25 protein-coding genes are annotated in these 23,781 nt (G+C 42.0%); 13 read left to right on the forward strand and 12 right to left on the reverse strand.

Annotation, left to right across the window (positions count from 1 at the left end):
- Window positions 1-16 precede the first annotated feature (16 nt).
- On the forward strand, window positions 17-772 hold the full coding sequence (locus C5Z26_RS04970) for an alpha/beta hydrolase (RefSeq protein ID WP_105448882.1): 756 nt from the start codon (window positions 17-19) through the stop codon (window positions 770-772).
- Window positions 773-824: 52 nt separating this feature from the next.
- On the opposite strand, the gene C5Z26_RS04975 is transcribed toward C5Z26_RS04970, so the two are convergent.
- The gene (locus C5Z26_RS04975) at window positions 825-1,502 is read right to left on the reverse strand and encodes an ATP-binding cassette domain-containing protein (RefSeq protein ID WP_105448883.1); all 678 of its coding nucleotides are present in this window, start codon (window positions 1,500-1,502) and stop codon (window positions 825-827) included.
- A complete protein-coding gene (locus C5Z26_RS04980) occupies window positions 1,503-2,255 on the reverse strand; it encodes a hypothetical protein (protein WP_105448884.1) in 753 nt (250 codons plus the stop codon).
- Between the two features lie 247 nt (window positions 2,256-2,502).
- Here C5Z26_RS04980 and C5Z26_RS04985 point away from each other — a divergent pair, with 247 nt between their 5' ends.
- The gene (locus C5Z26_RS04985; RefSeq protein WP_105448885.1) at window positions 2,503-3,906 is read left to right on the forward strand and encodes an Ig-like domain-containing protein; all 1,404 of its coding nucleotides are present in this window, start codon (window positions 2,503-2,505) and stop codon (window positions 3,904-3,906) included.
- Between the two features lie 130 nt (window positions 3,907-4,036).
- On the opposite strand, the gene C5Z26_RS04990 is transcribed toward C5Z26_RS04985, so the two are convergent.
- On the reverse strand, window positions 4,037-4,921 hold the full coding sequence (locus C5Z26_RS04990) for a polyphosphate kinase 2 family protein (RefSeq protein WP_105448886.1): 885 nt from the start codon (window positions 4,919-4,921) through the stop codon (window positions 4,037-4,039).
- A gap of 262 nt (window positions 4,922-5,183) precedes the next feature.
- Here C5Z26_RS04990 and C5Z26_RS04995 point away from each other — a divergent pair, with 262 nt between their 5' ends.
- The 7 genes from C5Z26_RS04995 to C5Z26_RS05025 all read left to right on the forward strand — a co-directional run bounded on the left by C5Z26_RS04995 (window position 5,184) and on the right by C5Z26_RS05025 (window position 11,105).
- Window positions 5,184-6,143 (forward strand): nucleoside hydrolase, encoded by a 960-nt coding sequence (locus C5Z26_RS04995; RefSeq protein WP_105448887.1) that lies wholly within the window; start codon window positions 5,184-5,186, stop codon window positions 6,141-6,143.
- A gap of 1,196 nt (window positions 6,144-7,339) precedes the next feature.
- Window positions 7,340-7,762, forward strand: coding sequence for a DUF2712 domain-containing protein (locus tag C5Z26_RS05000; RefSeq protein WP_105448888.1), 423 nt, complete (start codon window positions 7,340-7,342; stop codon window positions 7,760-7,762).
- A 71-nt stretch (window positions 7,763-7,833) separates the two neighbouring features.
- Entirely contained in the window at window positions 7,834-8,631 is a 798-nt protein-coding gene (locus C5Z26_RS05005) for a hypothetical protein (RefSeq protein ID WP_105448889.1), read from the forward strand.
- Window positions 8,618-9,331, forward strand: a complete 714-nt coding sequence (locus C5Z26_RS05010) for a hypothetical protein (RefSeq protein WP_105448890.1) — start codon at window positions 8,618-8,620, stop codon at window positions 9,329-9,331. The genes C5Z26_RS05005 and C5Z26_RS05010 overlap by 14 nt, the downstream gene beginning before the upstream one ends.
- Window positions 9,328-9,969 carry a hypothetical protein gene (locus tag C5Z26_RS05015; protein WP_105448891.1) on the forward strand — a complete coding sequence of 214 codons (642 nt, stop codon included), beginning with the start codon at window positions 9,328-9,330 and terminating at the stop codon, window positions 9,967-9,969. The genes C5Z26_RS05010 and C5Z26_RS05015 overlap by 4 nt, the downstream gene beginning before the upstream one ends.
- A gap of 24 nt (window positions 9,970-9,993) precedes the next feature.
- Complete coding sequence (locus C5Z26_RS05020) at window positions 9,994-10,644, forward strand: ATP-binding cassette domain-containing protein (RefSeq protein WP_105448892.1); 651 nt, start codon at window positions 9,994-9,996, stop codon at window positions 10,642-10,644.
- Complete coding sequence (locus tag C5Z26_RS05025) at window positions 10,641-11,105, forward strand: hypothetical protein (RefSeq protein WP_105448893.1); 465 nt, start codon at window positions 10,641-10,643, stop codon at window positions 11,103-11,105. The genes C5Z26_RS05020 and C5Z26_RS05025 overlap by 4 nt, the downstream gene beginning before the upstream one ends.
- Window positions 11,106-11,224: 119 nt before the next feature.
- On the opposite strand, the gene C5Z26_RS05030 is transcribed toward C5Z26_RS05025, so the two are convergent.
- Both C5Z26_RS05030 and C5Z26_RS05035 read right to left on the reverse strand, forming a co-directional pair.
- Complete coding sequence (locus tag C5Z26_RS05030; RefSeq protein WP_105448894.1) at window positions 11,225-11,995, reverse strand: HAD family hydrolase; 771 nt, start codon at window positions 11,993-11,995, stop codon at window positions 11,225-11,227.
- Window positions 11,996-12,012: 17 nt separating this feature from the next.
- A complete protein-coding gene (locus C5Z26_RS05035; RefSeq protein ID WP_105448895.1) occupies window positions 12,013-12,951 on the reverse strand; it encodes a LacI family DNA-binding transcriptional regulator in 939 nt (312 codons plus the stop codon).
- A 196-nt stretch (window positions 12,952-13,147) separates the two neighbouring features.
- On the opposite strand from C5Z26_RS05035, the gene C5Z26_RS05040 reads away from it, so the two are divergent.
- On the forward strand, window positions 13,148-14,005 hold the full coding sequence (locus C5Z26_RS05040; protein ID WP_105448896.1) for a MurR/RpiR family transcriptional regulator: 858 nt from the start codon (window positions 13,148-13,150) through the stop codon (window positions 14,003-14,005).
- A 73-nt stretch (window positions 14,006-14,078) separates the two neighbouring features.
- Here C5Z26_RS05040 and C5Z26_RS05045 read toward each other — a convergent pair whose 3' ends face one another.
- The 3 genes from C5Z26_RS05045 to C5Z26_RS05055 all read right to left on the reverse strand — a co-directional run bounded on the left by C5Z26_RS05045 (window position 14,079) and on the right by C5Z26_RS05055 (window position 16,936).
- Complete coding sequence (locus C5Z26_RS05045) at window positions 14,079-14,726, reverse strand: FusB/FusC family EF-G-binding protein (protein ID WP_105448897.1); 648 nt, start codon at window positions 14,724-14,726, stop codon at window positions 14,079-14,081.
- 198 nt (window positions 14,727-14,924) lie between these two features.
- Entirely contained in the window at window positions 14,925-15,902 is a 978-nt protein-coding gene (locus tag C5Z26_RS05050; RefSeq protein ID WP_105448898.1) for a Gfo/Idh/MocA family protein, read from the reverse strand.
- An 11-nt stretch (window positions 15,903-15,913) separates the two neighbouring features.
- Window positions 15,914-16,936, reverse strand: coding sequence for a Gfo/Idh/MocA family oxidoreductase (locus C5Z26_RS05055; protein ID WP_105448899.1), 1,023 nt, complete (start codon window positions 16,934-16,936; stop codon window positions 15,914-15,916).
- 215 nt (window positions 16,937-17,151) lie between these two features.
- Here C5Z26_RS05055 and C5Z26_RS05060 point away from each other — a divergent pair, with 215 nt between their 5' ends.
- Window positions 17,152-19,155: a cation:proton antiporter gene (locus C5Z26_RS05060; protein WP_105448900.1), complete on the forward strand. Its 2,004-nt coding sequence runs from the start codon at window positions 17,152-17,154 to the stop codon at window positions 19,153-19,155.
- A 70-nt stretch (window positions 19,156-19,225) separates the two neighbouring features.
- Entirely contained in the window at window positions 19,226-19,780 is a 555-nt protein-coding gene (locus C5Z26_RS05065; RefSeq protein ID WP_105448901.1) for a cysteine hydrolase family protein, read from the forward strand.
- 98 nt (window positions 19,781-19,878) lie between these two features.
- Here C5Z26_RS05065 and C5Z26_RS05070 read toward each other — a convergent pair whose 3' ends face one another.
- On the reverse strand, window positions 19,879-20,229 hold the full coding sequence (locus tag C5Z26_RS05070; RefSeq protein WP_105448902.1) for a winged helix-turn-helix transcriptional regulator: 351 nt from the start codon (window positions 20,227-20,229) through the stop codon (window positions 19,879-19,881).
- Window positions 20,230-20,399: 170 nt separating this feature from the next.
- Between C5Z26_RS05070 and C5Z26_RS05075 the strand changes: the two genes are divergently transcribed.
- Complete coding sequence (locus C5Z26_RS05075) at window positions 20,400-21,419, forward strand: zinc-binding alcohol dehydrogenase family protein (RefSeq protein ID WP_105448903.1); 1,020 nt, start codon at window positions 20,400-20,402, stop codon at window positions 21,417-21,419.
- A 479-nt stretch (window positions 21,420-21,898) separates the two neighbouring features.
- Here the strand turns inward: C5Z26_RS05075 and C5Z26_RS05080 are convergent, their stop codons facing one another.
- Genes C5Z26_RS05080 through C5Z26_RS05090 form a run of 3 tightly spaced genes read right to left on the reverse strand, consistent with a single transcriptional unit; the run spans window position 21,899 to window position 23,733 of the window.
- Entirely contained in the window at window positions 21,899-22,663 is a 765-nt protein-coding gene (locus tag C5Z26_RS05080) for an ABC transporter permease (RefSeq protein ID WP_105448904.1), read from the reverse strand.
- A complete protein-coding gene (locus C5Z26_RS05085; RefSeq protein ID WP_105448905.1) occupies window positions 22,656-23,366 on the reverse strand; it encodes an ATP-binding cassette domain-containing protein in 711 nt (236 codons plus the stop codon). The genes C5Z26_RS05080 and C5Z26_RS05085 overlap by 8 nt, the downstream gene beginning before the upstream one ends.
- Window positions 23,359-23,733 (reverse strand): GntR family transcriptional regulator, encoded by a 375-nt coding sequence (locus C5Z26_RS05090; protein WP_105448906.1) that lies wholly within the window; start codon window positions 23,731-23,733, stop codon window positions 23,359-23,361. Before C5Z26_RS05090 ends, C5Z26_RS05085 begins: the two co-directional genes overlap by 8 nt.
- Window positions 23,734-23,781 lie beyond the last annotated feature (48 nt).

Here is a 23,781-nt window from a genome sequence, read left to right on the forward strand (position 1 = left end):
GAGGTTTGCCGGCAATATGACACGAAAAAAAATCATTTGGCTCATGGCTATCATGAGCAGCTTAGTCGTCACTGGTAGTGGTGCTTATTGGCACCACCGCTTAGCACCGTTGCGGTCAGTTAAAGTTCAAACAACCAACATTCCCACGGTCTTTATTGCTGGTGATTATGCTCGAGCCTTCTCAACAAACGGGTTCGTGCATCGTTTAAGCGCCGCTCACCTTGCGACTAAAGCGCTAGTGGTTAATGTCGGTCGCCACGGGCAGGTGCACGTTCATCAATTCGCACCCTTACGCCATAATCCAACAATTCAAGTCGTCTTCGCCGATAACCATCAACCTAAGCGGCAAGCCCGCCAATTAGTCAGCGTGATGCGACTACTAAAACAACGTTACCATGTCTACACTTATAACGCCGTCGGCCATTCGTCGGGTGGGAATATTATCTTTGATTACTTAACTCATCCGTCCAAACAACAACCTAAAATCAATAAGTTCGTGACCATTGCGTCAACTTATCCACAGGCCACCACAGCCATCAAACGACTGCCGGCCAAGCTGCCGATTTTAACCATCGCCGGGCACGTTTGGCAAAGTAATGGTGACGGGACTGTCAAGCTGAAAGCCGTCCTTGCATTCAATACGGCATTACGGCACCAAGGTCGCCATCCCCAAACCAAGTTAATCCAGGGTAGTCCATTAACCGCCGCCCATTCGATGTTGCATATCAATCCGACCGTGGATCGAGCGGTTATCACCTTTTTATATCATTAAGCAGGCAGCTGGGCCAAAACTCAGCTGCCTTTTTTACTAACAAGTGCCCCGTTTAATCCTGCTGAAAGGCTTGTAAGAATGGTGCCGTCACCGCTTGTGCTTCAAAATCAGCGCGCGTCAGACTGGCTTTGATTTTGTGATCAGCTAACCACAGCACTTGATACTTTGAAAAAGCCCGCACGTCACGAACATCATGGGTAATCATTAGATAAGTACGCTCTGGATGCGCTTGAATCACGTTGACTAATATCCCAACATGTTCACGATCAATAAAGGCCGTTGGTTCATCTAGCACGACCAGTTCACGGTCCAATTGCAAAAAGAGCACTAGTTGAACTAACTTCTGTTGCCCACCCGATAGGTCATGATACCGGTGATGCCAAAGTGGCGTTAAAAAAGCCAAAGTCGGTGCATCCAGGCGACTAGTCAGTTGGGCTAGTGCCACCTTAATCTGTCCATATTCAATGCCCAAAATAAGCTGCGCAACATCGCTCACGCGAACTGACGCTAGCATCGGTAAATGCTGGCTTAAATAAATTGCCGTTAATTTTGGGGTAAGCGTCCCCTGACAAGGCCGTAACCCAACCAGAATATCGGCTAGCGTCGTTTTACCACTCCCGTTTTGACCGATTAGAAAATTGACTTGCTGTTCCGGTAACTCAAAACTCAACTGATCAAAAAAAGGCTGTTTGGCATGTGGAAAGGTATAGCTAACTTGTTGAATTTGCATTTAAAGCGCCTCCGTTGGTAATAACTTAAACCGGCGATAACTGAACCGACCGACTAAGAGACTAACGACTAATACACTAAAGTAAGTCGGTAAAAATTGTAACCAGTGCCCACTGACCAACACTGAGAAGCTATTTGTCACAAAGAAAATCGGATTCACCAAATTCAGCCAAACGTTATTCAAACTAATCCTAAAAGTTGCTGTCAACCAAGCCGAACCGAGTGCTAACCCTAACATCACAAGGTTCATAATGGCATTGATAGTTTTATAACGTATGGCCCAGCTTAATAGTGGTAGACAACCACTAACAATTGGCAAATACACGATTAACAACACCACCCACAACCGCCAGATAATGGCAAATGGCGCCAACTTGAAAAACACACCACCCCCAAACCCCACCAACGTTAAAACAACGCCTAACAGCAACAAATTAATCAACGCTTTACTCACGATAAAAACGGATGGCTTCACGACTAATGCTTGATATTGCTTTAAATACCCTTGCTCACGCAACATGGCGATATCGGCAATCACGATTAGCGTATTTGAAAAAATCATCCACGCTACAAAAGGCATCACCATTGTCGTAAATTGTGCTAACGTCAATGCTTTAAACCACTCGCCTTGAGTATTCAAAGCAAGCAAAATAATCGGTACTAGCACGGTGTACATTAGAACTGTCAAATTATCTAGCATGATTTTTAGAAAATAGTGGCTATAAAGCCAAACCTGTACGCTGTATCTCCGCATGTGCCCGTCCCCTTTTTAATCAAAACATGTGATTTCGGTTAACATTCTAATTATTTTATAATGATACGAGCAATTAGTCGTTCTGTCAATCAGGCTTAGCTTGCTTCACAGCTGGTGCTTGGCTTAAATTAGTCAGGATTACGAATAAACCTTATCAGTCACGTTGAAATGTACAGACGTGGTATTTTGTGGGTGCTAGGTAAGTAAATTTGACTTAGCAAATAAAAGTTTAAAGGACTGATGATAGATGCAAAAATTTTGGCGGCAGATATTACTAGCCGTAGTCGGATTAACGTTGATTTTGCTAAGTCCCCCCTTGTTGGGACATGCACAGGTCATTACGACGGTAACCGGGCTAGATGCTGATAGTGCCATTATTAAAGATGCTAGTGGTCAAGTTTATAGTCACGATGCGCAGTTACCAGAACAGAACAAGTACACGGTCAGTTACAAGTGGCAGATTCCCAATACCGCCATCATTAAGTCAGGCGACACGATGACTGTGACAGTACCGGCTAATGTTCATATTCCAGCTGATGCTAGTTTTCCAATGAAAGGGACCTCTGGGTTATTAACGATTGGCACATTCTTCATTGCCAAAGGATCGCACATTGGGACCGTTACCCTTAATAGTAATTTACAGTACAATACGCTTAATCGTAATGGTTACATTAATTTGTACGTCTACGGTAATCTGCCAACTGATTCCGATGAGGAAGCTCCCGGTGTAACTAATCCCGGTTCTGAAGAACCTAACACCGAAGAACCTGGAACCGAAGAACCTAACACTGAAAAACCTGGGACTGAGGAACCTAATACCGAAAAGCCCGGAACCGAAGAACCTAACACTGAAGAACCTGGAACTGAAGAACCTAATACCGAGAAACCTGGGACTGAAGAACCTAGTACCGAGGAACCTGGAACCGAAGAACCTAATACTGAGAAACCTGGAACTGAAGAACCTAATACTGAGAAACCTGGGACTGAAGAACCCGGGACTGGGGAACCTAACACTGAAGAACCCGGAACTGAAGAACCTAATACTGAGGAACCTGGAACCGAAGAACCTAACACTGAAGAACCTGGAACTGAAGAACCCGGGACTGGGGAACCTAACACTGAAGAACCTGGAACTGAAGAACCTAATACTGAGGAACCTGGAACCGAAGAACCTGGGACTGGGGAACCTAACACCGAAGAACCTGGGACTGGGGAACCTAACACCGAAGAACCTGGGACTGAAGAACCTAATACCGAGAAACCTGGGACTGAAGAACCTGGAACCGAAAAACCGGGGACTGAAGAACCTAGTACCAAAGAACCTGGAACCAAAGAACCTGGAACCAAAGAACCTGAAACCAGCGTCCAAAATTCTAAGCAACCGAAACCAGTCAAACCTAAGCAATCTACGCTTGGGGCACCATTGGTATTAGTTAAGACCCCTGCTAATCAAACCAAGGCAACTAAAACTAATAACGATCAAGCGTTGCCTCAACCAACCCTTACGACGGCTAACGCTGGGTCTAACAGCCGGCAGTTACCCCAAACTGGTGAACAAGCTAGCAAGCGTGGTCTTATCATCGGCTTATTAGGATTAAGCTTAATTTTACTGGTTGGTCTTTTCAGCTTTCGGCGGCAAAAAAAGAATTAATCTCAACCAATATCACGAGATTAATTCTTAAATACGAGCGCTATTTGCCACAATAAGTGACTGCTTTCATCATCACTTGGGCACCCTAACCCATCAGTTCCTGTAAAACTGATGTTAAGTTAGGGTGTTTTTAGTCAGCTTCTCGATCTAATTGATCTAAGGCTGTTTTTAATTGCGCTTGGTCGGCGGCATCTAATGACGGGTATGCCAACGGTAACTCGCTCAACCGCTGATTAATAATCTCCGACACACATAGCCGTGAATACCATTTACTATCCGCTGGAATAACATACCAAGGATTCGTTTTGGTCGCAGTATGGGTGATTGCATCATCGTAAACACGTTGATAATCATCCCAGTATTTGCGTTCCCGAATATCAGCCGCTGAGAATTTCCAGTTATGGCTAGGAATTTCAATCCGACGAATAAATCGCTGCTTTTGTTCGGCCTTTGACATGTGCAAGAAGAATTTCAATACGGTAAAGCCATTATGTTGTAGATATTCTTCGAAGAACCGCATATCTTGGAAGCGTTGGGTAAAGAAGTCATCATCAACTTGCTTAACCGCTGTCGTATCACCAACATGCGCGTTCACGATGATTTCCGGATGCACGCGACTAACCAAGACATCTTCATAATAAGAGCGATTAAAAATACCAATCATGCCGCGCTTAGGCACCGCATTATGAATCCGCCACAAGTAATCATGCGCCAATTCCGTACTGGTTGGTTGCTTAAATGAAGTAACCACACATCCCTGCGGATTCACACCACTCATAATATGAGCAATCATGCTATCTTTGCCCGCCGCATCCATCGCCTGAAAAATGATTAAAACACCATGGCGATCTTGCGCATAGAGTTTACCTTGTAATTCTTTTAATTGCTTAATATTTTTCGCAATTTGAGACTTAATCAGCTTCTCATCATCATACTTTTCATCTGGACCCGTTGCTAATTTTGTCAGCCCTAATGCTTGTTTGCCCGTATACCGATATTGCTTTTCAAAATTCATCCTGATGACCTCCTACATAACCAGCTACCATTTAATCGTAATTAGCCGCTTAATCTAAAGTATAAGTCAGCGGTTACATTTTGACCAGTCACCCTGGTTTAATCCAGTTGCCGGTAAAATTTACTCGTCGGCGTTGTCACACTCTGTTGAAACGTTTACAATTAAGTTAGTATTAATTATTATTTGGTAATGGTCCCATTTGTCGGCCACGCAACCGCAATTGGGAATTCGCAACACCTGAAAATTAGGGAGGAATTTGCACATGGCAAAACGTAAAATGATTTTAGATTTGGATACCGGGATCGACGATGCAATGGCGATCGCCTATGCGGTTGGCGCCCCAGATGTTGATTTAATTGGTATTATCAGTTCATATGGTAATGTGGTCGTTGACCAAGCTGCACATAACAGTCTCCAAATTTTAGCCTTATTAGGTGCGACCGACGTGCCCGTTTTTGTCGGTGAACCACATGCGAGCACCACTGAACATTTTGACGTCATGGCAATCTCCGAACAAATCCACGGCAAAAACGGCATTGGTGAAGTGGACTTACCAACACCAACTCGGCAACCAGAAACCCAATCAGGCGTTGACTTCTTAATTGAGGCCGCCCATCAATACGGCGCCGACTTAACCTTGATTCCTACGGGACCCTTAACTAACTTAGCGGCCGCCCTGGAAAAATCACCTGATATTGCTCACCTAATTGGCAATGTCACGATTATGGGTGGTGCCTTAACCGTTCCCGGTAACGTTAGTCACTACGCCGAAGCGAATATCAACCAAGATGCCGAAGCTGCTAATGCCGTATTCACAAGCGACCTCAACTTAACAATGGTCGGCTTAGACGTGACTTTGCGAACCCTACTAACTAAGACAGAAACTAGTCAATGGCGTGCTTTAAAGACAACGGCTGGTGAGAAATTCGCCGACATTGTTGACTATTATATTGCCGCTTATGATATTACCAGTCCTGACCTCCACGGCTGTGCGCTACATGATCCTTTAGCTGTTGGTGTCGCCTTAGACCCTACTTTCGTTACCACGTTAGGTCTCAACATGTATGTTGAAACAACCGGTGAAGATTATGGCCGTACCATCGGTGACCCCGCTCGCTTGGCTGATCCTAAGACTAACGTGACTGTGGCCCTAACCGTTGACAAAGATCGCTATTTGAAGACTTTCATGACTTACTTAACCACATTATTTAAAGCCAACTAATTGGCTTAAGGCATTGGGAACTAATTTCCATTGAAACAAAAATCTATTTCACCACATAATTTAATTTTCAACTTTTAGATAATTGATATGAGAATAATAATAATATATGTAGTTATAGCACAACACATGAACACAGTGTTAATGGTACTTTTAACTCTAATTGCAACTGGCTTAATCGTATACTTATCTAAAAGTCTTAAAAAAATAACCAGTTTTACTCAAGAAAACGTATCAGTCTCTGTCAAGCTGACAGGTGAAGTAATATAATTTTTGATATTACTTAATCGGCTTCATCTCGGTATTAAATCGCGGTGAAGCTTTTTTATATAGTTCGATTGACGTAAATAAAGTGGTAAATGCCCTCTTCAACTACATCAATTAACACTTACTTTATTTCAGGCTGAATGAATTCTAGCAAACTTAGTTTAACCTAATTTCATCAACACTCCATTGACGCATTGGCATATAGTGTTCTCGGTCGTGATGTAATTATGATTATTTCGTTATCAGCCATAAAATTCTTGCCATTGTGAGACTTAAACTATATGACAAAGGCGTCAATCATATACATCTAGAACACTACACAACCGTACCTTATGCTCGCCACTAATACCATGACCAACCTCTGTAGAATCTGATAACCATACTTGAGCCATTTAATCGAAACGTAAAAATCAAGACTTTCGTCATACTCAGGGTAGATTCTTATTTTGAGAGCAACATTTCATTGTTGATGACTTTCAAAGCACCTAAGTATCTTTTGATTAATCAGTTTTTCTCGTTATTTTTCGACTCATACTGGAAACAAAGCTTTTTCAAGGGATATCCATCAATACCGTCCTACACAAAAAACATTTGCCAATTAAATATGATTTAAGATAGCCAGTTTTCGATAAATCAGTTTTTGATATACCTTGAATAATATTCAGCTTTTATGTACTGCAACCCTAATTACTAGGTATAATAAAATTCTTTTAACGTTGACTGATGAATTTTATATTTTCATCTATCAACCTCAAAGAGACTGTAACATAATAATTCCAGTCAACCTAGTTCTCTTTTTTAAATCTGAATATCAAGCTAATCGTTTCCAATAGCACACTCAATGAACAGTTATATACATATAATTAAATGATTATTATATAACTAGTATAATAATTATTTATCTGTTATAGTAATGCTCAGGGGGTGAGATTATGAAAAAAACATTATCTCGAATTTTAATAGCAATACTGTTGGTGATTCCTTTGTATAGTCTTGGAGGGACTAAGGTTGCATCTGCAGCTGATTTAACACGGGTTCATTTTGAATTTCGATGGAACAATCCAAATGACGTAAGCTATCGTCAAACGAAGCAAACTACGTCTGGTTACGGTCTTAAGTCCAATACAGTTAACATTCCTTGGTATAGCGCAACAGCTTGGGGACATTCATATAAAGCTGGAAAAACTGGGAATGTCAATGTTTCTCAAGGTCATACCTATCATATTTATGCTAACCACTCTTATAACCTATACAATAAGTTGGTGGAATGGTATGGGCGTGGGAATGCCGCTTACATCAATGCCTCATCGCATTCAAACGGACATGCCTACGGTTACTGGCATGCCGATCATTAATTAAATATTCGTCCAAAAGAGTGCAATTTACGCACTCTTTTTTAATAAATATTAACACTATGGGGGAAATCATGGCTTTTACAATAAAAAGAAGTTTAGTTCCTAAATACTTTATTGGCTTATGGATTGGTCTACTAATTGCGCTAATCCACGTCATCGCGACTATGTTACCATTACTATCACAACTTGATGGTAATAACTTTTGGTTTTCAACTTATAATCGTTGGATCAGCTTTGACAGTAGTAGCTGGACCATCGCTTTCTTCTGGGTCATTCCAATTATCAGTGCCTTAAGCGCTAGTCAAATCGTAAGTGATGATATCAAGAGCGGTTTTTTCTGGCAACAAATTAGTAAACAAGGCATCATCAAATACTTTTGCTACACCTTTCCGATTAGCTTTTTCAGTGGTTTATTGACTGTCTTAATCCCACTACTAGTCAATCTTTTCTTTGCTTGGAGCTTATTTCCGACACTTAAACCTGATTTAATTCTGAATGCTAATGCCGCAATTTTACCACAATCTACTTTTTTAGCTTCTGAATACTATACTAATCCAGCAAATCTAGTCCTACTATATTTGCTATTACCTGCCTTATTGGGCGGTGGATTTGCATTGTTTTCAGCCACTTTAGCTTTCTTCATTAACAACCAATTTGCTAATCTAACCGCTGGCTTTTTAATCACTTTACTCCTAACAATATTAGCAACAATTTTCCCACAAAAGATATTTTCACCGATTCTACTAGTTGCTGGCGTTGGTTTTGGCTATGTCCCGTCACTTTTAACCTATCTATTGGTTTATTTGATAAGCCTAATAATTATGCTATTATTTTTCATTTGGGGAGTGCGCAAACATGCTTATGTTTAATTATCTTAGAAAACGCACGACCTTTCAAAATAAATTGCTGGTCGTATTTTTCATGCTCATCTTAAGTATATTTACTTTTTCACTACTGGTTAACACCACTAGTGCCATGGCACCAGCGCACTTAGACTTAATACCCTTACTTGTCATGACCATTCAAAGCTTTCACAATCAGACGATCTATCTCTTGCCAATAACGAGTGCTTTAATCGTCTTGGCCTTGCAAAAAGCAACGCCAGTAGAACTATATTGGCTTACCCTCAATGACACACTGAAATCCTTTTGTCTTACCCAAATCATAAAAGTATTATTAATATACATGGGTTGTCTTTTGCTTGGTACGACTGCTTTTGGACTGATTTATCATCAATTCGAATTGTTTTCATTCACCAATGTTCTTCTAGGACTGGGCTTTTTAAGCTTACACTTCGTTGGCTTCTTACTTAGCAGTTATATCCTAATGTTGCTGTTGATTTTCTTTGAAAAAATAATCGCCTATCTTCTATTCCTATTATTGCTGTATTTAGATGCCAGCTTATTCACACACTTCAATGTGTCCTTAATTATTGGCAATGGCTTAACGATGTCGGTTGATACCTTTGATTTGATCATAGCGCTCAAAGACCTAAGTCTAACTGCACTATATTTCATTATACTGACAAAATACAGCCAGCCTTTATTATTGCGAGGGGTACGACTATGATTGCTACCTTACGTTTAATCTTACAAAGAAATAATCAACTCATGTGGCAAAATGGTCATATTAGGGGCATCGTGATCATACTAATTGATGGTCTGATAATCTTTAGAACCGGCTCCATCACCAATGCACTAACTGGCGCTGTCATCTCGATTACCACTCCTACCATTCCAATCAATTGGTTTTTCTTAGTCTTATCACCACTATTAATAGTAGGTAATTACAGTGAACAAGTTGTTAAGACTGACTATCTCCTTGTCAATACGACCAAGCTAACCCTCTATCTTAGTAGTCTCGTTTTACAACTTGTTGGGTTAACTTCGGGGCTCGTACTTAGTTGGGTATTAATCGCCCCTACACCTTTTAATTTTGTTTTTTGCCTTTACCTATTAATTACGCTAAATGTACTCACTTTATTTTATAGTATGCTATCAATTTTGATCGGCAGTATCTACAGCTTAATTATCTTTATCGTTGCTTTACTAGTCACCACTGGTAGTCTTTACATCCCGATTCTGGCGCCACTAATGTTCATTCATTTTTCAGCCAACCAATTAGGCTGGTATTTAAGTGCCTTATTGCCAATCATTGGGCTAATCCTAATGTTACCAGCCTTATTAAAAAAAATTGATTTCAATTAACTAGCTATTTAAGGAGTGCTCATCATGACCTTACCATTAATTAAATTAACCAAAGTTTCAAAAAAATATAAACACAATTTTGCCTTAAAAAACATCAATTTAGAAATTAAGCATCCCGGTGTTTATGGATTTAGCGGTCCTAATGGTTCTGGAAAATCAATGACTTTTAAAACAATTCTGGGCTTTATCCGACCAACTACCGGTACCGTATTAGTCAATGGGGCCATTATCCGCAAGGACACCCTCTTTGCAAATAACGTCGGCTTTTCAATGTCCGAGTACGGCGTCTTACCCAGCAAAAGTGGTCCTGCTAATTTAGAACTACTTTGTATCCTAGCCAAGTATCCAGTTAGCGAAATTCCAGTATTACTAAAATACGTTGGTTTAGACCCAACCGACAATCGTAAAGTTTCAGCTTATTCATTAGGTATGCAACAACGACTATCAATTGCAACAGCGCTGATTGGCAATCAAGAAATCATTATTTTGGATGAACCTACTAACGCTTTAGATGAAGATGGTCAACATTTTTTACAAGCCTTAATCCGAGACCTACGTCAAAAAGGGAAGACAATCTTAGTTTCTAGTCATGATGCGAGCTTCCTGCGTTCAGTGTCTGATTATATTTACTTTCTCAATGAAGGTTGTATTACACGGGAGGAAGCCATTTCATGAGAGGTAAAAAACTATCGCTTTTATTACTGCCAATAATCGCTATTGCGGCTTTATTAATTGTACACAAAGCTAACGTTGATCAACGCTATCACAATTTTTCAGTCAACACTGTTCACATTTCACCAGTAGCTAATCAATTAACGCCTAATGTAACACTTAAAAGCTTTAGCCAGTATCGTAAAAAAAATCACTATTATGCAAGCTTAACCGTCACAGCAACTAAAAAAATGCCCTTCACTTTAGACCATTGGTACCTTATGGAAGGAACGGCTATCCAACCAAATCAATTTTTAACGGATGATTTAACAATTAATGGTATGCCATCAACTAACTTAAGTCGGGGGACTAATGTCATCAAAGTCAATACTCAAGTTGATCCACAGGTTCAACCTAATCTAGTTATCGTGACTAATCCCGCTAAGGGCCACTATCGAAAACTAGTGTTCAAGACTTTGAACTAACTTTTAAATCTAACTATTTTTGCAGCGCTTGGGATAAAATCCAAACGCTTTTTTATTCTTCTTATAACGCAAAAGAAGTATCTAGACGAGTGCCATCTAGATACTGCTTTGACAACGATTTAAATCCAACCAATCGACTTCAACCCATTCGCAATCCCATCGTGATCACAATCCGTTGTCGTTAAATCTGCATAAGCTTTAATTTCAGGCGTCGCATTGCCCATTGCAATGCCGATGCCAGCATGCTTCAACATTTCACGATCATTTTGATTATCGCCAAAAGCAACGACATCCGCCGGTGCCACGTTTAAAGCCGCCGCCAACTTCGCAATCCCCGCTGCCTTAGAACCCACTTTCGGAATAACATCCACGCCGAACTCGTGAAACCGCACGAATGAGAATTCAGCGGCATGTGGTAACCGTTGATGCATGGCATGGTCATAAAACATCATGGCTTGATAAGTATCATGCGTTAAATAATAATCTGGATCATAAGTCATTTCAGGCGCATGAAACGTTGCTAAGACTGCTTGCGTCGCCGCTGACGGATGCGTATGGGCATGCAAGCCATCCAAAGATTCAAAAACAATGTCCACATGCTGTTCATCCGCTGCTTTTACTAAGGTTGCCATATTCGCTGTTGATAAAGTCTGCTGATGGACTTGTTGATGGTTCGCAAATGCTGCGGACCCATTGCATAAGACAAAATCTCTTAAATCCAACGCTGAAATCACCTTTTTAGCCATTGCTAAGTTCCGACCAGTGGCAATTGCCACGTTAATGTTTTGTTGCTTTAATTTTTCAATACTCTTAATGGTACTGGGTAATAATTTTTTATTCCGCGCCAACAAAGTATCATCAATATCAAAAACTGCTAATCTCGCTACCATTTTTCCAGGCCTCCAGCCTACCGTCTAATAAATTCTGATTTTATTAACTCATGTTGTGTGGTGGTACTAATCGCCAACTGGAACGCCGCTTGTCCCAAGGCCTCTAAATGATGATCAATTGTTGAAAATTTTAATAATCGACTTGATAACAAGTTTTCTTGTCCAATCACCGGTATCGGTGGTAATCCCTCGTCAACAAAATACTGATGGACCCCGGCCCCAATGTCATCCCCATTAGCGAAGATGGCATCGACCGTTGGCGTCAGCTTTGCAAAGTAGGCCCCGGCACGGTAACCATCGTCATAAGTCACGGCCCCGACAAATAAATTACGAGCTAACAAAGGCCCATAAACTTGTTCGTAGGCACGCCGGGTCACCCGGGTACTGGCACTAATTTCACTACTACGACTAAGTACAACGCCCATTTTCTGATAACCCGTCGTTTGGGCCCAAGTCAAGGCGCGCACATAAGAAGCCATGCGGTCCGTATAGGCCGCTGCCAGTGGTTCCTCGTCACCGGGGTCTTCACAACAGACAATCTGACCGTACTTGCGATATTGGGTCAATACCGCCAACGAACTACTTCGTGATGTAAAAATTAACGCATCATACGCTTTACTGCGTAACTGATCTAAGTAAGCTTGTTCAACTGTCCGATCATAGTTTGTCGGGAGTAATGTAATCTTATAACCGGCTGCAAAAGCCGCCCTGACAATGCCATCAATAATCCGCGCAAAATAGGGATGATTCGCATAAGGCAATACCACCCCAATCGTCTTTGTTCGGCCACTACTTAAATCCCGAGCCACCCGATTCGGCACGTAATCCAATTGTTGCATAATGGCTTCGACCTTGGCACGTTTTTCATCGGCAACATATTTTTGATGATTAATAACACGTGAGACCGTTGAAACGGAATATCCGGAAAGGCGCGCAATATCATGAATATTTGTCATCGGTCTTCAACTCCTATCAATTCCATTTTACCGTTTAACCGCTTTCAATGCACGATTAATTCTTAACGACGCTTGCTGACCTTGAAAATTAGTCAGTAGGTCTAGCCTAATTTATGAAACCGGTCCCAGGTCAAGGCGTAAGTTGATCGTCATCGACCTAAACTCATGGTAAACTAAGATTTAAGAGGTGGCTTTTATGTTAATTCTAACGGCACTCACCAAACAGGCCGATTTTACCACAACCGAAAAACGCATTGCCGATTATATTCTTCAAAATTTAGCGACGGTGACCACTGGGTTCATTAAAGACCTAGCTACCGCCACCTATACGTCACATTCGGCCATTATTCGCCTAGCACAAAAGTTGGGTTACCGTGGCTTTCGGGACTTCCAACGGGCCTTAACCACAGCGGCGGCCGCTCAAACCCACGCCCCGGTCGATGCTAACTTCCCGTTTGACGCCACCGATTCCACCCAAGCCATTGCCCAAAAGATGGCGACCTTGACGATTACTGCGATTCAATCTGCCCTAGCACAACTTGACGTTACGACCCTAACAACCCTTGCACAACAGTTAAACACCGCTGAGCGAATTTTTTTGTTTGCCGAAGGTGATTCTCAATTACGCGCCCGTAGTTTTCAAAATAAGTTGGTTAAAATCAATAAATTTGCTATCATCGCCGATGAATACCACGATGAGGCTTGGAATGCCGCCAACCTGACAACGCATGATTGGGCCTTTTTCATTTCTTATGCGGGCACCATCAAGACACAGTGCCAATTTGCCCGTTACTTCCAGGCCCACCAGATTCCAAGTATCGTCTTAACCGGTAATCATCATTCACCCCTGATTCCATTAACGACCCATCATTTAATTACCGCCCAAAATGAAACTGATTTTGCTAAAGTGGGGACTTTTGCCTCCCAAGCAGCCTTTGAGTATCTATTAGATACCTTATTTGCAAAAATGTATGCGCAAAATTTCCATCAACATCTAACTCAGTTGCAGCAGGCGCAAGGACTCATGCAAGCAGGCCCTTTAACCACCAAATAAGGCCAAGTCAAAAATGACCACCAGTAATCGTCATCATGACGTTACCAGTGGTCGTTTTAATTTAAATTATCAGTTAACGTTGTGGTCGTACCACCGCTAAGAAGGCGGTTAGTGCTTGTGGATCGGTTAACTGCCGATTACATTGCGCACTATCTCGACAAATGTAGTTTCCCTTACGCGTATAAGTTCCCAAACCAGAACGCCTAGTCGTTGCCATAAATAAAGCCACGTTGCCAATCGTCTGACAAATCGCACAAACGCCTTTGACAGTCGTCGGCGCTAATGACCCCTGAATCCCAATTAAGCGGTCATTATCTGGCAATACCAAATATTTCTTCTGATTGCCACCATCATTCCAGCCCAGATAGGTCAACTCATGCAAATTCAAGTCGGCCCAAGTGGGCTGTTTGAGCTTCTTAACCTTGCGAAACAGCTTCGTTAATTGTTTCGCCGACAGCTGCGGAAACGGGACGACTAACGGAATCAATTGAGTTAACAATTGCGCCGCCATAGCTCGTGAAAGCCGATCAGGTGCCAATTGTGTCAAAAAAGCTTGCGTAATAGGGTCCCCACTAGGCAGAATGGCGGCAACTCGTTCCACCGTCATTGCTCGGACGGTGGCTCTAATTTGCCAATCATTAACGGCCAAATAGGTGCTCACTAAGTGATTGATTTGCTGGGTAATATAACTATAGTCGTAAGTGGTGATTGTCGGTTTCATAAGTTGGTTTCCTTTCAGATTCAAACCAGACACTTCTCTGAAAGGTTTTGCAGAAAAGTGTCGCTAACTAGCAGCACTTTTCCGTACCAATAACGATGCCATCATCGTTGATCATCTCCTTATCGCTCACCTGTTTGGTGGCGATAAATATTAGTATATAAAAGAATCCCCGACTTGGCAATCCACTGAACCACTGACTTACCCTAAAGTTAGTTCCGCAGAGGATAAAGCTTGGTCTACTACGGCCATGACTTGTTGCGAATGCGCCAACTGTTGTCGCACGCGCGGCATATCATGGGTCGTAATCATCCGATCAAACTCAGCAAATTCAGCGAACATCCGATGAGCGTGTTGATTTTGGTTAACTGTCGTCGCAGCGGTCGCGCGTAACGTCGTTGTGTAACTCGCCACCGTATTGGTCGGACCAGCCACGACGATAGAACCGTCAGTCCCCTGAATTGTTGACTGAATCGGCGCCGTACAGTCCTTAGCACCGATGCAGACAACCTTGGTTGTTGGATAGGTTAAGATTAACATGCCCGAAGTATCAATGCCGCGGTCAAGATTAGCCAAATACTTAACTGCGGTAGGCGCTCCTAACAAGCCGACGACAAAGTGGATGTTGTAAATGTTCAAGTCCATCAACGCCCCACCACCCATTTTAGGATCAAATGCTGGTAAAACGATGCCCGCTTTAAACCGATCATATCGTGACGAATATTGAGAATAATTGCATTCGATCACTTTTAAGTCACCAAGCTTAGCTAAGTTAGCCTTGATGCCTTGATAGTTGGCTAAATACTGAGTCGTAATGGCCTCGACTAATACCAAATCCCGTGATTGCGCTAACGCGATTAACTCATCCAATTGACTAGCTGCCAAGGTAAACGGCTTCTCACAGATAACATTTTTTTCTTGCTGCAACGCCTGTTTCGTGAATTGATAATGCAACACATTGGGTAGCGCCACATAGACGGTATCAATTGCCGGATTTGCCAATAGCTCATCATAATCCGTATATACGTGTTTAATGCCATAAGTGCCTTGTAACTTTTGTGCACGGTCCACACTGTGTGGTGTACTCAAGATGCCTTCCAACTTAATCGCTGGTAAGTCGCCAATCATGGTTAACATATCTTGCACAATCATGCCAGTCCCAATTAATCCTAAGTGCATATTACCACCTCCTATGCGTTTTGCATGGCTTGAATGCCACCTTCTAATAATTCAATCTGTAAAATCGTTTCTTCATCTTTAACCGTCTTAGGTTGACCATTAATAATGGCCTCGTACAGGCCGGCATAGACCCGACTATAATCGCCCACCGCTGAAACCACTTTTTCTTCATGATACTGAGCTGCATCGTCCATATACGTTAACGTCCCATAATCAGCTGGCTGGTCTAACCCAAAGTCCGGATGATCTGGTAAATAAAAATGCTTTAAATCCGTTTCTTGCCGGTCTTTACCCGCTTTTAAGAACATGCCTTGCTTCCCATACACCACAAAACTTGGCCGTGGCTTAATCCGGAAATAACTGGATTTAACGGAAACTTTTAAAGTGCCATAATACAGATCTAAATCAAAATAATCATTCATCCGGTCAGTGCCGAGCAATTGCCGTACATCGTAATGAACTTTATCCGGCCGACCAAAATAGGAAATGACTTGATCTAAAGTATGACAAGCATGCCCATATAAGTAGCTCGTCCCAACGGAAAAGTGCGTAATACTAGCTGGCACTTCTGGTCGAAAATAATCAAAATGCATTTCAACTTCTAACAAGTCCCCTAAACGACCACTTTCAATCACCTTTTGGACGGTCAAAAAGTCGGAATCATAGCGGCGATTTTGATAGCATTGAATCAGTAAATTCTTTTGTTTTGCTAGTGCAAATAACGCTCGTGCTTCTGCTGACGTTTCTGTAAAGGGCTTTTCAACTAATGCATTTTTACCATGCATTAAGACATCTTTCGCCATCGCATAATGCGACTGACTCGGCGTGGCAACCACGACTAATTGAATTTCAGGGTCACCGTAAATATCGTTGAGGTCCGTGGTATAATTAATGCCGGCAATTGGGGCCCAGTCCGAATGACCAGACCGTGAATAGATCGTTTTTACTTTAATCTGCTGATCGAGTTTCAAAGCAAAGGGTAAGTGATAGCGATTCGTACTCTTCCCATTACCGATATACGCAATTGTTAACATGATTAAGTGCCTCCAAGTTGATTTGATGCTTTCATTATACCGGGTTATGCCAGGTATCCAAGCGTTTTCACTTAAACAGGTCACCATGTTCAAAATTCATGCCGTTAACTGCGCCAATTCAAACGTCAGGTTCAATCCATTGGGACTTGCTTTCAATCATGTGCTAACTTGCGTTAAAATTAAGTCAATTAACTAACTCAAGGAGGAAACACCGGGTGCAAACTGTCTTCTTAGTGCTTTTATTAATCGCGGCTGTCGTCGCAGCCAACGCGGTCTATGCACGCTTTAATCATATCCCCGTGGCTTTTTTACAAATTGCTGCTGGGCTTATTTTGTCGTTTATCCCATTATATCGACATTTTGAATTGGAACCAGAACTCTTCTTATTGGTCATCATTTCCGTTCTCATGTTCAATGATGGTCAGAATACAAGTATTCGCAAATTGACTCATCGACTAGGGACGACCCTCTCGTTAGCGGTCGTCTTAGCCATCATCACGATCTTAGTCGTGGGGGTTGTGACCCACTTACTCGTCCCAGCATTTTCATTAGCTTTGGCTTTTGCGCTAGGGGCCATTATCACGCCAACCGATGCGGTCGCCGTTTCGTCAATCACGACGAAGGTTTCCGTCCCCGGTGAAGTTATGGATACCCTGGAAAATGAATCCTTATTCAATGATGCTTCCGGAATTGTGGCCTTCAACTTAGCCATTGCGGCCTTAGTCACCGGAGAATTTTCAATCTGGCATGGTATCAGTAGCTTTCTCTACGTCTTTGCCGGCGGAATTATGGTCGGGTTAGTCTTAGGTTACATCATTGTGGCTGGCCGCTTAATGCTCATCCGTATTCACGTCGATACCCCGTCAGTCATTGTCCCTTATACTTTACTCACCCCATTCATCGTTTATTTATTAGCCGAAGCGGTCGGGGTTTCAGGGATTTTGGCTGTCGTTACCACCGGCTTAATGCACGGGGTCCAGCAAGAACACTTGCGCCTCACCACCTCCCGCTTACAGATTGTCATGTCCACGACTTGGTCGATTGTCGCCAGTATTTTAAATGGGATTGTCTTTGTCTTATTAGGGGTCTCACTGCCTGAAGTAATCGTCCATCTGCAACAACGTGATACCCGGTCAGTCACGATACTGGTCGGTATTGGTCTCGTCCTTTATGTGGTCATGACCCTGATTCGTTTCTTATGGACCCGGCTCGATTTCGCTAAGCTTCGAGCGTGGGATACCCATGGCAAAAACATCAATAGTCTCGTCCTAGCCCTGAGTGGCGTGCATGGGACAATTACATTAGCCATGGCTTTCTCGTTGCCATTAACTTTAGGAAATCACGCTTTCACCTATCGTAACGATATTATCTTTATTGCAGCCGTGGTCATTCTAACCAGTTTACTAGTGCCGACGCTCTTATTGCCCTTAATCTTGCCACAAAAAAAAGTCAAGATTACGGCCGCCGAACTTGCAACTGCCAAGTCAGAAATGGTGGCGGATGCGATTCATATGATTCAGTCTCGCTACGGTGATACACCGAATGCCAGTCAAGTCATCATGACTTTAGAAGGCCAACGGACCGTTGATGGTCGCCCGAATCGCACAAAGTTAGCTGCCCTCTTTGACAAGGTCTTTATGCTTGAACGCCAAACCATTGAAACAATGGTTGCTAATGGCGATACAGACGTTGAGACTGCTGAACGCTACATTCGGGTAGCGGCGCAGACCCGCTTACAATATCAGCAAAGTGCCGGTCGCCGAGTGCTCATCTTTATCAAATTCTTGTTCATAAAAAAACTATCCTTTGGTAAAGGGGCTCGCCGACGCCGCCAATACTTCCGTCAGATCAAAAAAGCCCACCTGACCCGTGAACAAGTTATCGCTCAAGGACAAGAATTTTGGGCACAAATGCAGGCGGTGGAAAAACAACCTTACACCGCCATTATCGCTTATCTCGATGACCATCTAACTGCTGACAATCGCCAAGAAACCGAACTAGTTCGGCGGGCCTACGATGAACGCCATCGCCGTTTTTCTGGTCAACGTAATTTCCGTGCGGTCCAAAACGAATTATTAATTGAAGCCTTTCAACAAGAATATAACTTTATTCAAGCACAAACGGCCGCTAAAAAATATTCCAAGGCGTTAAGCAATGAATTATATGAACAAATTTCGACCGATCAATTAGTCTATCTTCAATCCGTCAATACCGATTAACTTTGCAATCAGTTGACAGTCATCGCCCCACTCGACATACTAGAACCAAGTTAGTTTAAGGAGGCTTTTTATGGCAACGAAACAAGCATTACTCATCATTGATTATACGAATGACTTTGTCGCGGACAACGGTGCCTTAACCTGTGGACAACCGGGACAGGCCTTAGCGCCAACGATTGTTGCCCTAGCTGATCAGATGGCTACGCAAGGCGATTGGATTCTGTTACCTACCGATGTGCATACGCCGAATGACCCTTATCATCCAGAAAGTAAGCTATTTCCACCCCATAATGTCCGTGGGACTTGGGGGCGCGAGTTATATGGCCCTTTGAATGCTTGGTATGCCAAGCATCAGCAAGAAGACCAAGTTTGGTTGTTCGACAAAACCCGTTACAGTGCCTTTGCAGGTACCGACCTTGATTTACGGTTACGAGAACGTCACGTGGATACGCTCCATTTAGTGGGCGTCTGTACCGACATTTGTATCTTGCATACTGCGATTGATGCCTATAATCTCGGGTACCAATTAGTGATCCATCAAGCTGGCGTTGCCAGCTTTAATCCCACCGGTCACGCTTGGGCTTTGGACCATTTTAAAAATAGCTTAGGTGCGACAATTGTTTAGACTTACAAGTTAGCTTAATCACATTAAATAGCTTCAAAAAAATACACCGCCACGGTTAGATTTTTCTATCCGCAGTGGTGTATTTTATGATGAACAAATCAGCCCTCAGTTTGTTCACTATGAACAGTGTTGTAATACTCACCCCATCGCACCATTTCGTCAATTAATGGCTGTAACGTCTGCCCAAATTTGGTGAGCTTATATTCCGTTTTGGGTGGCATAACTGGAAATACTTTTTTTGCAATGATGTTATCTTGTTCTAATTCATTTAATTGCAACGCCAACATTCGTGCAGACAACCTGGGTAAAAATCTCTGAAAATCTCCAAATCTACATTTTTTATTTTCAAACAGATAATACAGCAATACCGCTTTCCATTTGCCGGAGATGACTTGCAGCGTACTATCAACCGGACAGCCCTGCTCACAATTATAGGTGTATCGTTTCATATAAACACCACCTTTTAAGACCATATCTTACACCATCCACGCCCTAAATTAAATTAGTTCTAATTGGTAACTATAGTGCAGTTACCAACTTGTAACTAACTAACAAAAATTACAGGATTGTCGTTTTTGTTAACAGGTCTATAGTTGTGGTTGATAAAGGGGGTCTCAACATGAAATCATTTGGATTTAAAGAATATTTAGACATTAATAACAAGAACAGTATTTATGAGTTTACCGCACCCATACCAATAGCAAAAACACATGATATTTTAGTCAAGATTAAGGCGGTCTCGGTTAATCCAGTTGATGTCTACGTCCGTAGTACCCGTGGTACACCGCTTAAAAATCCAAAAGTAATCGGTTGGGATGCTTATGGCACTGTAGCCAGTATTGGCAAAGCAGTCACCTTATTTCGTCCAGGTGATCGTGTATTTTATGCAGGTGCATTTGATCGTCCGGGATGTGATAGTGAGTACCACGTCGTTGACGAACGACTCGTAGGAAAAGCTCCCACCAGTCTAAATCCGGCTGAAATAGCAGCAATGCCATTAACAAGTTTAACCGCTTGGGAAAGCCTATTTGAACAAATGGCTATTGATCCTAGCGCAACTGCATCTAATCACCAAAAAAGTCTATTAATCATCAATGGTGCTGGTGGTGTCGGTTCAATCGCTATCCAATTGGCACATATGGCCGGGTTGCACACTATTGCAACTGCCTCACGTACAGCTGCAATCAAATGGGTCAAAGCGCTTGGAGCCGATGATATTATTAATCACCATCAAGATCTCGTGCAACAGGTCCATGAACTAGGTTATGACGGCGTCGATTATATTTTAGAATTAAATAATCTTTCAAAACACTGGAAAGAAATCACTAAATTAATTAATCCCTCGGGAGTTATTGTCTCAACGACCGGTAATAATCAACCAATTAAATTAATCGATTTAAAAGCTAAGAGAGCCAAATTTGCTTGGGAGTGGATGTATTCTAAATCATTTTTTCAAACTGCTGATATGATTTCGCAACACGAAATATTAAACAAGATAAGTGGCTTATTGGATTGTAACTTACTAAGAACAACGTTAACTCAGGAAATTAAAGGCTTGTCTGCTAAAAATTTGCGCGAAGCCCATAAACTAGTTGAAAAAGGACATATGATTGGAAAAGTTGTTGTTTCAAATAAATAATGGCTTTACCAGTCATTCAGAAAGGTAGATAAGAATATATGCTTGGAAATAATCGTTATTATCATAATGTATCGCCAGATATAAGCTCAGGATTTTCAATACTAAGTGCTGGTTTCTCACAACATACAACTTTTGAAATGATGCCTGAATTATTATATAGATTTCAAACTAAATTGGTACAAGAACAGGGTTATACAGATGCTAGTTTTGTAGATGACAAATCATATAATCCTATCTTGGATACAAATATTAGTTCGTTACAATTGACTTTTTTAAGTCAAATTAACTTTTATGTAATAAGTTAATTCGATTCATCTACTCTCTTTTAATCTTCATATAATAGTTGTAGTTCTTCTATAGTGCTTAATTTAGTCACATAAAAAAGTACCTATATTTAGTCCCAAAAAATGACGTAGCAGCAACTCATCAATCAAGTTGCTGCTACGTCATTTAATTATCCGGTTGAACACTATCATTGCTTAATTAGCGGCGGTTTCAACCCATTTGTGTAATAAGAAAATGTTAGCGGCCGTTTCTAGTGCAATAATAATAACCATCACTAATAGCCCCACCAACCACTGACTACTACCACTTGAGCCTAACAACGTCTGTGACACGGTCGCAACTTGATGCATCACGAAACTGACGATGCGGAATGTTAGGAAGATGACCACGATGTACACAATCACATTCACTAACCGTTGCCGAGCGCTTGGTAAGAAGTTGCTAGCAGCACTCGTAATCAGATGAACTAAACTAATTGTACTCCAAGCTAACAAGTACAATACCAGCACCGTGACCAGCGTCCCCAAGCCATACCAAAGTAGATTAGCTGCACTTTGATAAACTAAGAGCGTATCATAATACGTTGATAAATGTGACCAGCCAATTAACGCCGTTACAACGCTTAAAACGACTTGCGCTAGTAAAAGGTAGATAAAATTAGCTAGCGTCGATAAAATATTAACCGCGTAAAACTTAAGATTACTGATTGGCACTAAGCGGAACGTATCTTGTCGAAACGCCCGTTCATTACTAACTGACAACATCACGAATGCAATGAAATAAGGTAATACCGACCAACCGGCAACCGAGTAAAATAAAGTCGCACTCGTAAAGTTACCCTTAATCGCAATCCAAATTGCTGAGACCGCAGTGGCGGCCAGTTCTAGTAACAGTAATTGATTCATGCCTCGGAATTTAGTCCGACTCATTTCTTTAAAAATCGCCCAAAAACTAGTCATCACTGACGCCTCCTTCATATAAGCTTTCATAGTAAGTCTCAATATCCATGCCCGCATCGTTACGAATTTCGTCCGCACGCTTATGCACTGCAATCCCTTGATCCTTCACAATTACGACTTCATCTAAAATAGCGGCAATTTCTGCGACATAGTGATCACTGATTAGAATCGTCGCCGTGGCGGGTTTCCACTTTAAAATACTACTAATGATGCGTTTACGACTCATACTATCAATCCCACTGAAAGGTTCATCGAGTAAATACAAGTCAACTTGTCGAGCCAGCGTTAAAGCAATCACAACTTTTTCTTTCATCCCTTTTGACAATGCACTTAATTTCTTAGTGCCGTCAATTTCAAGGAACCCGGCAATTTCTTGATAACGAGCTTGGTCGAAATCTGGATAAACCGTCTCGTAATAACTAACGACCCGATCAACTTTAACGGCACTGGAAAAGCCATGGAGTTGTTCAGAAAAGCTCAAATGACGCTTCCGCTTCGCCTCATCGGTTTCATCACTGACGGTAATCGTGCCACTGCCTTTAGCACTACCCGTGATTAACCGCATCAATGTCGTTTTGCCGGCACCGTTCTCACCTAATAAACCGACAATTTTGCCAGCTTGAATCGTTAAGTTAACCGTTGATAGGATTGTTTTACGATTATGGCGATAATTTAAATCTTTAACTGCTAATACATTACTCATGTTGTGCCCCTCTCTGCTCAATATACCGTTGTAAACTAGCCATAATTTCTGAATCGTCTAAATTTAGCGCATGGAGTTGTTCATAAACCGTCGCCAACTGAGCCATGACTAATTGCTCTTTTAATTGGGCAATTCGTGCGGTATCCGTTGTGACAAAGTTACCTTTTCCCCGTTGCGACGTCAAGGTACCTTCCGCAATCATCTCGCTCAAAGCCCGCTGCACCGTGTTCACATTAACCGTCAAATCCACGGCTAACTGCCGCACTGCCGGTAACTGGTCGCCTGGCTTTAGTTGATTCATCATTATTTCATGGTAAATATGCGTTTTAATCTGTTTATAAATTGGGATCTTGTCGTCAAATTGCACTTTGTAACGCCTCCCTAGTGTTCTATTCATCTATAACACTATAACACA

Origin of the sequence: Lactobacillus sp. CBA3606, from assembly GCF_002970935.1 — a bacterium.
Taxonomy (GTDB): Bacteria; Bacillota; Bacilli; order Lactobacillales; family Lactobacillaceae; genus Lactiplantibacillus.